This window comes from Haladaptatus caseinilyticus (genome assembly GCF_026248685.1).
In the GTDB taxonomy this organism is placed as follows: Archaea; Halobacteriota; Halobacteria; order Halobacteriales; family Haladaptataceae; genus Haladaptatus; species Haladaptatus caseinilyticus.
In genome coordinates, this window is sequence record NZ_CP111037.1 from 294,079 (window position 1) to 308,834 (window position 14,756).

Annotated in this window: 14 protein-coding genes; 7 read left to right on the forward strand and 7 right to left on the reverse strand. The window is 57.5% G+C overall.

Features of this window, described 5'->3' with window-relative positions; translation table 11 throughout:
• The first annotated feature begins 138 nt into the window (after positions 1–138).
• A complete protein-coding gene (locus OOF89_RS15775) occupies positions 139–801 on the forward strand; it encodes a cyclase family protein (protein WP_266080068.1) in 663 nt (220 codons plus the stop codon).
• A gap of 371 nt (positions 802–1,172) precedes the next feature.
• On the opposite strand, the gene OOF89_RS15780 is transcribed toward OOF89_RS15775, so the two are convergent.
• The 3 genes from OOF89_RS15780 to OOF89_RS15790 form a co-directional block, all read right to left on the reverse strand.
• Positions 1,173–1,919, reverse strand: coding sequence for a ribonuclease H-like domain-containing protein (locus tag OOF89_RS15780; protein ID WP_266080070.1), 747 nt, complete (start codon positions 1,917–1,919; stop codon positions 1,173–1,175).
• A 147-nt stretch (positions 1,920–2,066) separates the two neighbouring features.
• The gene (locus tag OOF89_RS15785) at positions 2,067–2,429 is read right to left on the reverse strand and encodes a DNA-binding transcriptional response regulator (RefSeq protein ID WP_266080072.1); all 363 of its coding nucleotides are present in this window, start codon (positions 2,427–2,429) and stop codon (positions 2,067–2,069) included.
• Complete coding sequence (locus OOF89_RS15790) at positions 2,422–3,897, reverse strand: ATPase domain-containing protein (protein WP_266080074.1); 1,476 nt, start codon at positions 3,895–3,897, stop codon at positions 2,422–2,424. Before OOF89_RS15790 ends, OOF89_RS15785 begins: the two co-directional genes overlap by 8 nt.
• Positions 3,898–4,242: 345 nt before the next feature.
• Here OOF89_RS15790 and OOF89_RS15795 point away from each other — a divergent pair, with 345 nt between their 5' ends.
• Entirely contained in the window at positions 4,243–5,109 is an 867-nt protein-coding gene (locus OOF89_RS15795) for a QcrA and Rieske domain-containing protein (RefSeq protein ID WP_266080075.1), read from the forward strand.
• A gap of 209 nt (positions 5,110–5,318) precedes the next feature.
• On the opposite strand, the gene OOF89_RS15800 is transcribed toward OOF89_RS15795, so the two are convergent.
• On the reverse strand, positions 5,319–6,512 hold the full coding sequence (locus tag OOF89_RS15800; protein WP_266080077.1) for an MFS transporter: 1,194 nt from the start codon (positions 6,510–6,512) through the stop codon (positions 5,319–5,321).
• A gap of 137 nt (positions 6,513–6,649) precedes the next feature.
• On the opposite strand from OOF89_RS15800, the gene chrA reads away from it, so the two are divergent.
• The gene (gene chrA / locus OOF89_RS15805) at positions 6,650–7,996 is read left to right on the forward strand and encodes a chromate efflux transporter (RefSeq protein ID WP_266080079.1); all 1,347 of its coding nucleotides are present in this window, start codon (positions 6,650–6,652) and stop codon (positions 7,994–7,996) included.
• A 178-nt stretch (positions 7,997–8,174) separates the two neighbouring features.
• The gene (locus tag OOF89_RS15810; RefSeq protein ID WP_266080081.1) at positions 8,175–9,164 is read left to right on the forward strand and encodes a glutathione S-transferase family protein; all 990 of its coding nucleotides are present in this window, start codon (positions 8,175–8,177) and stop codon (positions 9,162–9,164) included.
• Between the two features lie 51 nt (positions 9,165–9,215).
• On the opposite strand, the gene OOF89_RS15815 is transcribed toward OOF89_RS15810, so the two are convergent.
• The gene (locus OOF89_RS15815; protein WP_266080083.1) at positions 9,216–10,883 is read right to left on the reverse strand and encodes an AMP-binding protein; all 1,668 of its coding nucleotides are present in this window, start codon (positions 10,881–10,883) and stop codon (positions 9,216–9,218) included.
• 101 nt (positions 10,884–10,984) lie between these two features.
• On the opposite strand from OOF89_RS15815, the gene OOF89_RS15820 reads away from it, so the two are divergent.
• The gene (locus OOF89_RS15820; RefSeq protein ID WP_266080085.1) at positions 10,985–11,437 is read left to right on the forward strand and encodes a DUF4112 domain-containing protein; all 453 of its coding nucleotides are present in this window, start codon (positions 10,985–10,987) and stop codon (positions 11,435–11,437) included.
• Positions 11,438–11,529: 92 nt separating this feature from the next.
• Here the strand turns inward: OOF89_RS15820 and OOF89_RS15825 are convergent, their stop codons facing one another.
• Positions 11,530–13,143: a right-handed parallel beta-helix repeat-containing protein gene (locus OOF89_RS15825; RefSeq protein WP_266080087.1), complete on the reverse strand. Its 1,614-nt coding sequence runs from the start codon at positions 13,141–13,143 to the stop codon at positions 11,530–11,532.
• A 212-nt stretch (positions 13,144–13,355) separates the two neighbouring features.
• Between OOF89_RS15825 and OOF89_RS15830 the strand changes: the two genes are divergently transcribed.
• Entirely contained in the window at positions 13,356–13,913 is a 558-nt protein-coding gene (locus tag OOF89_RS15830) for a thioredoxin family protein (protein ID WP_266080089.1), read from the forward strand.
• Positions 13,914–14,023: 110 nt separating this feature from the next.
• Positions 14,024–14,437 (forward strand): DoxX family protein, encoded by a 414-nt coding sequence (locus OOF89_RS15835; protein WP_266080091.1) that lies wholly within the window; start codon positions 14,024–14,026, stop codon positions 14,435–14,437.
• 49 nt (positions 14,438–14,486) lie between these two features.
• Here the strand turns inward: OOF89_RS15835 and OOF89_RS15840 are convergent, their stop codons facing one another.
• Positions 14,487–14,717 (reverse strand): hypothetical protein, encoded by a 231-nt coding sequence (locus tag OOF89_RS15840; protein WP_266080092.1) that lies wholly within the window; start codon positions 14,715–14,717, stop codon positions 14,487–14,489.
• Positions 14,718–14,756 lie beyond the last annotated feature (39 nt).

Here is a 14,756-nt window from a genome sequence, read left to right on the forward strand (position 1 = left end):
TACCTGCACAATGAAACCGTATATTTCTATCGGAGTGGATAGCGGGAAATCAGTGGAGAGTGGTGCAAGTACCATGATTTATAAAATGGAGATCGAACGACCGGGTTTTATTTCGACACCACCTTCAAACAGTCGAGAATGTATCACGACTGCACACAGGTACTCGACTCCGATGCGACGACGTATCCCGATGACCCGCCTGTCGAACTCGCGCCGCACACAACCTTCGAGAAGGATGGCTATCGAGTCACCGAACTCGGGTTCGGAACGCACAGTGGCACGCATATCGATGCGCCATCCCATACCGAACCCGACGGGCGGACGCTCGATTCGTTTCCCATCGAGACGTTCGTTTTCGATGCAGTACTGGTCGACTGCCGTGGCAAAGCGGCGCGCGAACCGATCGACCGTACCGACCTCCCGAAATCAACAGGCGGTGACCTGCTCGTCTTTCACACCGGATGGGACGCCCATTGGGGGACGGATGCGTACTTCGACCATCCGTATCTATCTGCGGAAGCCGCGAGATGGTGCGCCGACAACGGATACCATGTCGCCATAGACGCGCTAAACGTGGACCCGACGCCCACCGAGGGGGCAGGCGACGTATCAGGGAACGCTAAAGACAAACCTGAGGGAGTTCCTGCTCACCACGCACTTCTCGGGACCGACCACCTCATCGTGGAAAACTTGACCAACCTCGACGGATTGCCGGAACAATTCACCCTCGACGCGTTCCCATTATCGGTGAGCGATGCCGACGGTTCACCGGTTCGTGCCGTAGCGGAGTTCCAACCGTAGCAATCGAGACAGTCAGCCATGGAGGAGATCGATTCGTCGACCGGAAGACGCCATCGACGTGGAACACGGTGGGTACATCCCCGTCACGAGGGTCAGTCGCGGGGTCGCTGCCGTAGCTGGCCCATTCTACACAGTAAAATGAGATGCTCGCAATCACGGCAATGACGACAATCGGAACCGCCTGCGTGAGGTAGGTGACTTCCCACAAGACGATAGAGATAGCCGTAATCAATGCACCCTAGATGAGCGCGTTCGCAGTAATTAGGTCGTTCCAGTACACCTCGAAGAGCGGTGTGGTTCGACACTTCATACCAAGTGAATATCTTCGAACAGTAAATATAGATCATTCGAGGCGGGTCGATAGCTGGGTTTCAGGGCAAATGACAGGCGAATACGTCGTCGTGAAGCGTCCCTGTGGCGGTGTCCAAGATCGTTTCCAAATTCTGCGTGTCGTACTGGTTGTACCGAACAAGCGTGTCCAGCGCATCCTCGTCGCCCGCTTCGTACTGGTGCCAGAGTCGGACCGCGTCCTGTCCATCAATGTCCATTCCGCCGCGACTGATGCCGAGTTCGTCTTCCACCGCACTCAACCCGCCCGTGAGGCCGAGACGTTTGCAGGTGTACATCAGATCGACGTGCGGCGTATCGAGCGAGAGATCGAAGTTGTGTTCGAGGAATGGTTGGTCGAACCGTTTTCCGTTGAATGAGACGATGAGGTCGGATCCGCCGAGTTCGCGCTGAAGCGCCTCGGCGGTAAGGTCGTCCCCTCGGACGAGCGTTTTCGTCTCGCCGTCCTGATGAAGACTGACGGTCGTGACGACACTCGAATACTTGCTCAAGCCGGTCGTCTCGATGTCGAAAAAGCAGGTATTTTCCTTGAAGTTTTCGTACAGTCGCCAGTTCTCACCGCTAGGGAACTCGGACGCGAAAAACCGTGAGTTGCCGTCGTCCAGATGCTCGTGCGCGGTAGCGATGAACGACTCGATTCTGTCGGCCGTCGCGTCCCCGACGAGCGACGGATCGAACTCATCCCAGTTGATGCTGCCGTTCCGCCACAGTTTCTGCTCCGTCTTCTCGCCCACCCCGCGGACGGGAATGAAACTGTTCTCAATTCGCATTGCCGAAAAAATTCGGCGAGAGGCTTAAAGAGGTTGCCTCTCGCGGGCGATAATCGCCAACTCAAAACAAGTAACAAATTATTTATAATATTTCATATGTAAGATAGTCTGATGAATTCTATAAAACGAACGAGCAGGTTCGAGTACTCACTGCTGTTGAATCATCCCTCGGATCGTCGCTCGAAGGTCAGCCGAATCGACCGGTTTCTCGAGAATCGAACGGACACCACGACTGATCGCCTCCCGTCGAACGTGGGCAGGGGTCGATGGCGTGAGGACAACGGTAGAGACATTGTTCTCGTTGAGGTATTCACATCGTTTCCACAGGTCCGCCGAGAACCCCTCCGTATCGAGGACAGCGATTTTGACGGTGTCGTCCCTGCGAAGGAAGGTATCGAACTGCTGTACGGTAGTTGCGAGATGGGCCTCACATCCCTCCTCGTCTACGAGGTCTGCAAGGAGTTCGAGATTCTGTTCGTTCTTACTGAGGACGAGCAGTGTTTCAGCCATCGTTCGACACGGATTCGGATTCGACCCACTCCGGTTCACCTGACAGGACACCTCGGAGACCGGTGAGCGGTTCGCCGACTTCGAGACCGTGATCCGTGATGCGGAACTCACGGAGGGTCCGCTCGAAATCGCTCGTGCGCTTCTTCAGGACTCCGATGGCCTTGCGCATCTCACCGGAGATCTCGAGATGGCGGAGGAAAACGATGTTGTCGGCGAGATAGCTGATTCCCGCCTCAGTGGCTTGGAAATCACCGGTAACGGACTGGATTTCGTCCACGAGGATAACGGACACACCCATATCCTTGAGATAGCGAGAGAGCGTGTGGAGTTTCCTAACGAGCATCTGATCGTTTTCGCCCCTTACCGACAGCTTGTACCCCTGCAAACCGTCTATCATGACGATATCGGTGTCGTTTTCTTCGACTTCCCGGCGCACTTCGCGAGCGAACTCCATAGCCGAGTGGTCGAGGGGTTCCACCTCTTCGACCATGAGCGAATCCTGCTCGATCATCGCCTCAACGGGAATATCGATGGTACGGTTGCGCCGCATGAACGTCTCCCGACTCTCCTCGAACATGTAGATGACGGAGCGCTCGCCGCGACTGGCAGCCTCCTTCATGAACTGCGTTCCGGCGGTCGTTTTTCCGACACCGGTCGGTCCACTCAGGACGGTGACCGTCCCTCGTTCGATACCGCCGTGCAGTAGATCGTCGATTTCGGTGACACCGGACGGTATCGGTTCGGCGACGAACTCCCGGTCGTTGCCGGTCGGTGTGAGTTCCGGATAGACGGCGAGACCACCCGGTTCGATACGCATCGAGTGTTGGCCCTCTCGAATCGATGACCCACGGAACTTTGGAACGCTGATTATTCGGCCCATCTCCGGACGTTCTAGTTGGATGGTTCCGTCAGTCATGTACTGAAGGTCGTTGTCTGGCGAATCCGGCGTGTTCTCCGAAGTAAGCAGTATCGTTGCGCTCTGTTCTTTCAGGTAGCGCATGAACGCGATAACTTGCTTTCGAAAATGGTAGGTATCAGCGGTAAGATGACGAAGCTTCGTCAGTGGGTCGATAAACACGCGGTCGGGGTCGATGGACTCGACACGGTCGGTAATCGCCGTCGTCAGTGGTTCCTGCTCTACCTCGCTCGGTGAGAAAATGTCGTAGGATTGCTCATCGACGAACACGTCCGAATCCGGACTCAAATCGAGAAAATGAACTCCGGAGAGGTCTACGTCCAATGACTCTGCGTTCTGCTCGATTTCGTCATTTGATTCCTCCAAGTTGACGAACATAGCCGTCTCGTCTGCCTCGGTACCGGCAGTGAGGTAGTTCATCCCGAGAATCGTCTTTCCTGTTCCCGGGTCGCCCCGAACGAGATAACTCCGTTCTGGAATAAGGCCACCGTGTAGTATCTCGTCCAGTCCAGGCACACCCGTCGATATCCGCTCTGGTGGACTGTGCGTCATACCCTACTATAGAATCACTGTAACCCGCATATATCTCTATTGGGCGCGGAAGTAAGGGGCCAAACAACTTGCCGACCAGTCGAGGGGGGGTTTCGAACGAGTGTTATCGAATAGTTTTGCAGGAATTCGAACACTAGTGGGAAAAAATGGAATTATCAATACGAATTTGAAGAGTCAATTAGGGAGGCATTACCCATTTGAAGCTCGAAGTAAGCGAAGCAGTCGGTCGGGTGGGACGACGAATAACAAAGCACGGCGAGGCCCTAGACCGAATGATTGCGTGGAGCGGCGACAGAACATAACGGTTAGACTTGGACCGTCGATCCACGCAGGGTGAACAATACGATGTCAGAGGCGGATAAATATCCGGAAGACACGTCACGCCGCCGCTTCGTCAAAGGAGTTGTCGGAAGCGCGGCATTGGCTGGTATCGGAACTGGAACGGTCGCGACGCTGAAATCTGCAACGGCGCCGTCCGGCGCAGGGGGTGGTATCGTCCAATACTACGGCGTCGAGAACGTCGCGGGACCGGCACCGCGGGGAATGCCACAGATTCCGGTCGAAATCGAAGACAACGGCGACGTGAAAGGAGTCTGGCCGAAGGTCCAACAGCGAGAACAAGAAGGCAGAACAGTAACCGTCGCCGAAATGCAACTCGGGGGAGTCACGTACTCATCCCAGTGGTTCCAGTACTGTGGTGTCCAAACATATCCCGGTATCGCACCGGATGCCGAACAGGATAACTACTTCAGGTACACCTCGTCCTCACAGTACGAGTGGCAGTCCGAAGACGTCGAAGCTGGGGCCATCGTGAACATCAACGATTTCGAGGATTACGAGTCGTGGGGGAACGGGATCGGCAAATCCGGACTCGGGAAACCCGCCACCGCGACGTGGCGGTCACAGGACGTTCCAGCGAGCGGAACGATACCCGTACAACTCATCCGAAGTCCACGTATCGAGGAGATGGCGAACCAGAACCAGTGGATAGGGGCGAGCACGCAGGAGGGCTTCATCGCTATCATGGACAAATGTACACACTTCTGTTGTGTACCTCTGTTTAAAGGCGACCCCGGTAGTGCGAAGTTCAACGCCGAGAACGAGATTTACTGCCCGTGCCACCAGTCAGTGTATGACCCGTTCTCGATCGAAAAAGTGTCGTTCGTCGCGCTTCCACGGCCGGACGATTCCTCCGGCGGCGGAAGCGCGTAGCTCGACCGTTCGGTTATCGTTTCTCAACCGATCGCCACGTCCGACCCGTCTCGCCGCCGCATTTCGACCGCGGACGGATGATACGAGTGTCTCCAACTGCTCCAAATAATGGTAATCCAACCGCCGACACGGGCGATGGCGAACGTCGTTGTGAACGGTTCTGTGGAATGCCAATTCCGTCGAGCAGGACAGCACGTCGAATCCGGTCGTCATTCCGTCGGGCGTGATGACTCGAAAGGATCTGCAGTCAATCGAATGACCGAAACGATCCCAACGGCGAGACAGCCGAACCCGGCAAGCGCGAACAGTGGCGACGTAGCGTCCGCTACTACGCCGCCAGCAGCTCTGGCGAAGAGAAATACGAGCGCGTGAACCATCGAGACACCACTCAGTGTGGTTGCTCTCCCGTGAGAAGCCACCCGGTCGTTGACGAATGTGCTTCCGAGCGTATCGGTAACCGTGTTCGCACCCCGGGAGAGGAAGAACACCGGCAGCGCGACGGCGTGTACCGAGCTGGCGACGAGCAAAACGATGGCGAGCGTCGTCGGACCGAGGACGAACCATCGGCCCACCCCGATTCGACGACCGACCGCGTCGGCCGTGGAAGAACCGAGCGCTGCGGCGAACATGAGGGCCGAGTACAACGGTCCGAGCGAAGACGGTTGAAACCCGATGGACAGAGCGACCGGTTGTACGAACACCTCGACGGTCTCCGGTACGGCGAGAACAATCCCCGACAGGAGAACGAACGACCGGACCGTTCGATTGGAAACGACCGAGAGAAGAGCGGTTCGTGCTTCAGTGAGCGAGAATTCACCGTCCGAACCGGATACGGTGGGTTCCGGAAGCGTGAGGACGACCAACGCGCCGATGGTTGTCAACACGCCAGCGAGGAGAAACGGTAGTGCGGACCAACGTTCGTAGAGGACGCCGCCGACGAGGGCGGAGAGTGCTGCTGAAGCGTAGAAGACGCCAGTACCTCTGCCACGGACGCGAGTGTACGAGTCGGTCGCGTGATGGTCCACGAGGGTATCGTAAAGCCACGCGTCGGTGCTTCCGGAGCGGAACGTCGCGGCGACACCCCAAAACCCCCAACAGAAGACGAATCCGACGAGCGAATCGGCGAACGCGAACCCGAAATGCGTCACGGAGATGAGAACGGAACCGACGAAGAGGCTGTTTCGGCGCCCGATTAGGTCGCCGACGTAGCCCGTCGGAATCTCGCCGAGAAGCGTTCCGGCGAAGAACATCCCTGCGGCGAACCCGACGCCCGCGAGGTCGAGACCCTGCGCGAGTGCGTGAACCGTGAGGATCGGGTAGACGAACCCACCGGAGGTGAGGGCACGATAGCTGTAAAACCGGTGGACGAGCAAATCGACGGAGGAGTGAGCGTGTCGTGACATCGAGAGCGGTGTTCGGTTTCGAGAATGCAGAGGGGGGATAATAATCGCTCGTCGAAACACGACACCGTTTGGCAGCAGAACCATCCGAGGGCGGACCGAGCGAAACTTTATATTCGAAAACGAAGCAATCGATGGGGATGGCCGACGAAACCGTGAATCCCGAACGTCACTACAAGGGCCACCCTTCTCCGGCAAACCTCCGCGAAATCGCGGGGTTCTTCCTGAAAATCGGAGTCGTAGGGTTCGGCGGACCGTTGGTTCACATCGCCATGATGGAAGACGAACTCGTGGGAGAGGGGAGTCGGCAGTGGACGGACGAATCGACGTTCATGGAGGGACTTGCCATCTGCAACATGCTTCCGGGGCCAGCATCGACGCAACTGGGGATATTTATGGGATGGGTCCGCGGTGGAACTCCGGGTGCGGTGGTCGCCGGGGCGTGTTTCATGCTCCCCGCATTCGCGATCATCGTCGCGCTCTCGTATCTCTACTTCGCCTACGGGGAACTACCGGCGATACGGGATGGTCTTCTGTACGCGATCAATCCGGTCGTCATCGGCCTTATCGTCGGGTCAGCCTACTCAATGGCTCGGAGCGCATTGGGTGCGGCTGAAACCGACCTATCGTTCGAAATCGGCGACGATTCGTGGAGCGTTGACGTAAGACTCCTCTTTCTGTTGGTCGCTGCACTCGTCGCAACCATCCTGTTCAATCCGAATCCGGTGTTGGAGTTCGCGGTGGCTGGATTCGTCGCGCTCCTTATCTATCGATGGTCGTGGGTCGCGTCGAATCTCGGCCGGATGTCGCTCACAGCAGCGATCAGTATCACACTCGCGGGATTGTATTTCAGCCGGGACAAAATCGTCGAGTTCGCGTCCTCACGGGCGAAGGGAACCGGCTGGTACGCTGCCGTCGCCAGCATCGCCGGAGCGCTGTGGGCGAACACCTGGGTGAAACTCGTCCTGTTCATGCTCTACACGGGATCGTTCATCTACGGTGGTGGTTTGGTACTCATCCCGTTTATCGAGAAATACGTCGTCGACGAATTCGGCTGGATGGACACCGCGACCTTCGTGGATGGCATCGCACTCGGCCAACTAACCCCCGGGCCCGTGGTAATGACGACCGCGTTCGTCGGGTACGAGCTCTTCCTCTCGCAGGGCATCCCGATGGCAGTCTTCGGCGCGTTCGTCGCCGCTTTCGCGGCGTTCGCACCCTCGTTCGTCTTCATTGTGGCGATGTTTCCCTATGTTGCGAGGGTTCGTGACAACCCGCAAATCAGAACCGCGCTCGTCGGCATTAACGCCGCAGTCGTCGGTGCGATTTTGGGTGCGACAGTCTCATTAGCCCAGGAGGCAATCGTAGACCCGCTGACCACGATGGTTGCGTTCGGTACCTTCGTGCTGTTCGTCCGCGGAGTCAAGGCTGTGACCCTCATCCTCGGTGGTGGCGTAATCGGGATCGTCGCGTACTATCTGCTCTAAACCTATTTTGAGTCTTTTGCGTGGCGGATGTCCGGGTAGATAGCTAGAAAGCTATCCAAAAATATTTCCGAATAGTTAGTTAGGTGGGTAGAAATACAGTCGAACCGTTCGGCGGACAATTCCGGAAGGAATGTGGGGAAACAGCATGGCTAAGGCTGAATCGAGCGTATCGATATCCATGAGAATGCTCGTCGATGGGGAGTGGAAAGACGCGTACGAGACGACGAACGAGGAGGGTGAGTTCGAGCGACAGACCACGACGTTCCGGGAGTGGGTCGAAGCCGACGAGGACGCCGAATTTTCGGCCGAATCGGGACGATATCACCTCTACGTCTCGTACGCCTGTCCGTGGGCACATCGAACGCTCATCACGAGAGTACTAAAGGGACTGGATGCCGCGATTTCGGTGTCGGTAGTGGACCCGTACCGCCAAAACGATGGATGGGAGTTTTCCCCCGACCGAATCGGCTGTACCGCTGACACCGTCAACGGGACGGAGTATTTGCGGGACGTGTACGTCCAAGCGGACCGGGAATTTACGGGACGCGTGACTGTACCAGTGCTGTGGGACACGGAGCGAGAAACCATCGTCAACAACGAGTCGGTGGAAATCATGCGGATGCTGGACACCGAATTCGATGACGTAGCGGAGCGAGACGTGACGTTCTATTCCGAGGAATACCGCGACGAAATCGATGACACCATCGAGGCGATTTACGAACCCATCAACAACGGTGTCTATCGGGCGGGGTTCGCGAACACCCAAGCCGCATACGAAAGCGCAGTGACCGAGTTGTTCGACGCGCTTGACCACTGGGAGGGCGTCCTCGCCGACCAGCGCTTTCTCGCTGGACCGGAATTGACGGAAGCCGATTTCGCCATGTTCACTACGCTCGTGCGCTTCGATGCAGTGTACGAGACGCACTTCAAGTGCAACCTGCGACGCATCGTTGACTATCCGAACCTGTGGAATTACTTAAAAGAGCTGTACCAACTGCCCGGTATTGCCGAAACGGTCCGAATGGATCACATCAAAGAACACTACTACCGAAGCCATACGGATATCAACCCGAAACAGATCGTTCCGAAGGGACCGAAACTCGACCTCGGTGAAACACACGACCGGGGTTCGTTGGCGGGCGGTCCTCCCGAGGGACTTCGACGGTAAATATCGCCGGTTGATACGGTTCGAAGAACGGTCGGTCTTCAGCAGTCACGGTTACGCACGCTCGTCATCCCGGAGTTTTCGCCGCTGAATCTTCCCTGTCGTCGTCTGGGGAAGTTCGGCGACGAACTCGATATCACGTGGGTATTCGTATTTCGCCAATCGGTCGCGCACGAGCGTTCGCAGTTCCTGCCGGAAAGAATCGCTTCCCTTACGGGTCGAGACCGGTTGCACGTACGCCTTGACGATTTCGCCACGGGTTTCATCCGGGACGCCGATGACGCCGACCTGCTCCACGTCCGGGTGTTCGAGTATCGCGCTTTCGACCTCTCCAGGACCGACACGATACCCGCTCGTGATTATGACGTCATCGTCGCGTGATTTAAACCAGAAATAGCCGTCCTCGTCGCGATAACCGAGGTCGCCCGTCAAGTGCCACCCATCGACGGTTACCGCCGCGGTTTGTTCGGGCTGGTTCCAATACGCCTCGAAAACGACGGGGTCGTTACCTCGCTTGACCGCAATCATGCCCACGTCGCCGACGGCTTTTTTCTCGCCGGAGTTGGGGTCGATAATCGCAACCTCGTGACCGGGAACCGGTTTGCCCATGCTTCCGGCGCGAACGGGGAACCAGTCGCTACAGTTCGAGACCAACAAGTTCGCTTCAGTTTGGCCGTATAGTTCGTTAACCGAGACCCCATCCAACTCCTCCGCAGCCCATTCGATGATTTCGGGTGTGAGCGGCTCACCGCCGGAGCAGATGCTGTCGAGCGCCAAATCATACGTTTTTACTGGCTCTTCGACGCTCATCATCATTCGAATCGCAGTGGGTGGAAGGAACGTGTGTGTGACCGAAAATCGTTCCAGCAGTTCGTACGCGGTTTGGACGTCAAAACCGCCCATCGGATAGCCGACTACGGAGTGACCGTAATGCCACGCTGGGAACACTAAATCGCCGAGCGCACCGATCCACGCCCAATCCGCTGGCGTCCAGTAGACCGGAGTTTCATCGGGAACATTCGAATCCGTATCGGTCCGTTCGAAATACATGTGAAACGCGGGACAGTGTCCGAGCCAGACGTCGTGCGTGTGGAGAACTCCTTTCGGCGGACCAGTCGAACCGCTCGTGTAGATGATGATGGCGGGGGTGTCGGGAGTCGTCTCCGCGATGTCGAACGAACGCGGACGCCCGGCTCGAAACTCGTCGAAGTCGTGGCTAGCGTGGTTCCCGGTCGAATCGGCTCCATCGATTTCGATGACGTGTTCCAACGCCGGACAGTCGTCCCGAACCGTATCGAGCGTGTCGTAGACGGTGGAATCGACGACGGCGACTTTGGCACCGCTGTCGTTCAATCGATAGCGCAACGAGTCGTCACCGAACAGAATCGAGAGGGGGAGCGAAATAGCGCCGATTTTCCAGCAAGCGAGATGAGTTAGCGGATTCACCGGTTTCTGCGGGGCGATAACCGCAACACGGTCGCCATACTCGACGCCGAGTGCGGTCAGTCCGTGTGCGAGTTGGTTGGAGAGAACGTCCAGATCGTGGAACGAGAAAGTCTCGTGCCGACCGTCAGGATAGCACTGTTCGAGCGCGATCGAATCGGTATCGTCGTGCTTGCGAAGCAGGTCGAAGGCGAGATTGTAATCTTTCGGTATATTCCACGTAAACGTCGTTCTCGCTTCTTCGTGGGAGGAACCGGCAGGGGAGAGATGCCAAGACATGGCAGTATATTCGAGAGCTACTCGTATAAGTTCGCACGTCGCATCATGAGAGTATCCGTCACTGCCAGCGGATTTATTGTGATACGGGAGCAGTGATCTGCATGAACCACACCGGAGACGACCTCAACAACGAATTCGACTTCGACGGAGAACTACCGAGATCGGTAGATAGAGCCGCAATCGAGCGGATGCGGACCGTCGCCCGAATTTTCGATGACCTCGTTCGCGTCCCCGGAACTGATTTCCGCGTCGGAATCGACCCGATTCTCGGCGCACTACCGGTGGCAGGGGACGTAATCAGTGCCGGACTCTCGTTGTATATCGTCCTCGAAGCTGGCCGATTGGGCGTTTCGTTTACGACCCTCCTGCGAATGATCGCGAACGTGAGTATCGATGTCGTCGGTGGGGCGATTCCGATAGTCGGCGGTATCGTCGATGCGGTCTGGAAGGCGAACAAACGCAATCTCGAACTGGTATTGGACGAACTTGCAGGGAACCCGGAGAGCGATGGATTCGAAGGCGAAGACGAAGTTATCGAAATCGAAGTAGAATAGCGGCCGAGAAGCCGTACAGGACCCTTTCGGGATCGACCGTTCTAATAACCGCGGCAGCGAGCATCGTTCGCCACCACACTTCGGGGTCCGTTTCAACATCGTTCGTCTATCCCAGCGTTCGAACCGGGATTCGGACCGGAGTCCCCTCGCTCCCCTAGCACGGTAAACACCGCCCGATCCGGTCGGGAAAGGGTCGCTGAAACGACGGCATGGTCCGTGTCAATGCGGCTATCACACACCGGTGACCAGTTACCATCGTAGCGCCACAGCCGGAGCTTTCGCTCGATAACGTCGGCGTCGGAAACGGCGCGTCGGTCGTACTCGAATTGCGCATCGAGCATACCAGCAGCTGTCGTTCTACTGATGACGAGCGACCGGCCGAAAGCCACTCGTTTCGTCGGGTGCGACGGAAGCGGCGGTCGCCTCGTCGAATCGAGCGCGATATCCGTCCCGACGAACGAAAGTCGTGTTTCATCGAGTGAAACGTGCGTCGCATCGAGATTCGACTCCCGCTCTGCGAAGATCGTCCAGTTGTCGTTGTTTGCTGTCGTTACGTCCTCGAGTCGGGCGTCGGAGCCGTTGAGGTAGATTCCGGCGCTCGTCGCTCCCGAGACGGATTCGTTACCTGCCGTGGTTTCGATCGTCGTGTTGGAAAGTCGGGTTGCGGTCGTCTCGACCAGCGCGGCGCCGATGAACTCGTTTCCGCTGATTTCGCTTTCGGAGAGCGTGCTGCGACGAGATTCGAGGAAGTTGATGCCGACGAAATCGTTTTTCGCCGTAATGTTACCCATCGAAACGCCGTGCGACCGAACGACGCTGATCCCGAGGAAGTTCGAGCTGGCGTTCGCGTCGTTCAATCTGGCGTTCGTGGTATTCTCGACACCGAAACCGACCCGGTTGGAGACGGCCGAAACGTTCGCAAGCGAACTGCCGGTCGCATTGTCGGCGAAGAAGCCGACATTGTTTCCGGCGGCGACACTCCCGCGAACGGTGTCGTTCGCCCCGCGGAGAAAGAATCCGATCTCGTTCGCGGTCGCGACGCTGTTGCTGACGACGATATCGGTGGAACCGACGAACGAGATTCCACCGACGTTGCGCGAGACGTTCGCGTCGGAGAGGCGGGTGTTACGACTGTCGATGGCGAGAACCCCTGCCGACTGCGATGGACGAGGGAACGGGGAGAGTTCGGGTGCGACGTTGTCGGCCGCCGTAATGTTCGTGAGCGTCATGCTCGTCGCTTTTTCGAGACAGATTCCCGTTCGACGGTTGTCGATAGCGACGACGTTCCGAACGGTTCCATCGACGGTGTTCTCGAAATGGATTCCCGTCTCCCATTTCGTGACGGAGAGGTTTCGCACGGTGACGTTCGTGGACTGACGAACGAGAAGACCGTCGGATCCGCCGTTTCCGTTGCTCGCCAGTACATGACCGCGGCCGTCGAGCACGACATCGTCTGCTCGAACTCTGATGCACGTCTCGGCAGGAGTATCCTCGATATCGTCCGAGAGGGCGTACTTACCGGACTCGGAGATGACGGTACAGGAGTCGATTTGCGTGGAATCGGGACGGTCGACGGTACCGTCAACCGCAGCGATTTCGATAGCTCCGCCGGATCCGATAGCAGGTGGGAAAGGGGAGATGACCAGCAAGGCAGCGAAGGAAACGGCCATGAGTTCGATCAGTGCGGTCGGCGATGTCGTTCGCATGGCACATCTATCGTGCGAGGTATGCTTTGTTATTGACCGATAGAGCACTCGAAACTGGGATATTTCGATCTCGTGCGGAAGTAACGGCGGCTACTTCGACAGGATCGAGCGCCGGAGGCCGTCGTGAACAACGGCTCCGAGGGGAATGGGTTGGCCAGGGGCGACCGAATTCGGGAAAACGTATTTTTACGCTCGATGAACAATCTGTCTACATGGTAATGAAAGAATCCGAGGCCGAAATCGAGCGCGGCGATCCGGTGCCGAACTTCCAACTTCGAGGCACGGACGGGGAGAGATACACGCTCGACGACTTCTCAGGATACGAAGCCGTTCTGCTGGTGTTTACCTGCAACCACTGTCCCTACGCACAGGCAAAGTTCGACCTCCTAAACGACATCGCAGCAGAATATGAGGAGGTGGCAGTCGTCGGCGTGAACCCGAACGATGCCGAGGAATACCCCGACGATTCCTTCGAAGCGATGCAGGAGTGGGTCGAGGAGGGACGTATCCAGTACGACGCCTACCTCCACGACGAGACGCAGGACGTGGCGGACGCGTACGGTGCCGTCTGTACCCCGGACCCCTTCCTCCTCCGAAACGAAGGCGACGAGTTCACCCTTGCGTACCACGGACGACTGGACGACGCACTCAATCCCGACGCTGAACCCACCGAGTACCACATCCACGACGCGATCGAGTCGGTGCTTGCGGGCGAAGACGTCGCGTTGGAGTTCCTCCCGTCGCGGGGTTGTTCGATCAAGTGGAAGTGACTCCGCTGTGAGAGCCACGAGCGAGGTAACACTCACGTCAGGAAGCGACACGGATGTAACCGAATCGATTGGGCGTCGGCTATAACTCGGCGACCATCGTAATCGGGAACATGTCCGAACAAACAGACGACACGACAGGAACTGCCGTTTCCGAGACGACCGCCTTTAGAGTCGCCCGACTCCTGTACGGGGGCGTTCTCGTACTGACTGCCATCTCGGGACTTCGAAATATCGACGCGCAGGCAGGCTACGCCGAATCCAAGGGAATTCCGTTGCCGGAAGAGTCGGTCGTCTCCTCGCACGGCCTGCTACTTCTCGGCGGAATCGGTATCAGTATCTGGCGCCTCCCCGCGCTCGCAGCCAGCGCCGTCGTCGCGTTCTTCGTCGGCGTGACCCCGACGATACACGACTACTGGGCACACGACGGACAGGAGCGGCAGAACGAGCGAAACCACTTCCTGAAAAACGCCGCCCTCGCGGGTGCGGCCCTCGCGTTCCTTGGGGTCGGGGAGAAAAAGAAGTAGAAGTTCGACTGCTCGGCCGTAGCGACCGACCGCATCTGCCGGAAGTGGCTCAGCGACGAACCCGTTCGACGCGCTTTTGCCCCCGTTCTTTTACTTGGTCGAATCGAGCGCGAGCGACCGGACGTTTTTCGCCGACGACCGCACCGACGAACGCACCGACGGCGCCGCCAGTGCTTGCCGCTCTGCTACTGATGAGTCCACCGAGACCACCGCCGATTGCCCCTCCGATTGCTGCGTGACGAGCACGACTGATAGCGCGCTCGATGCGAATGGAACGCATGTCTAAAGCTAACGTCGTACAAACGGATAAATGATTCCT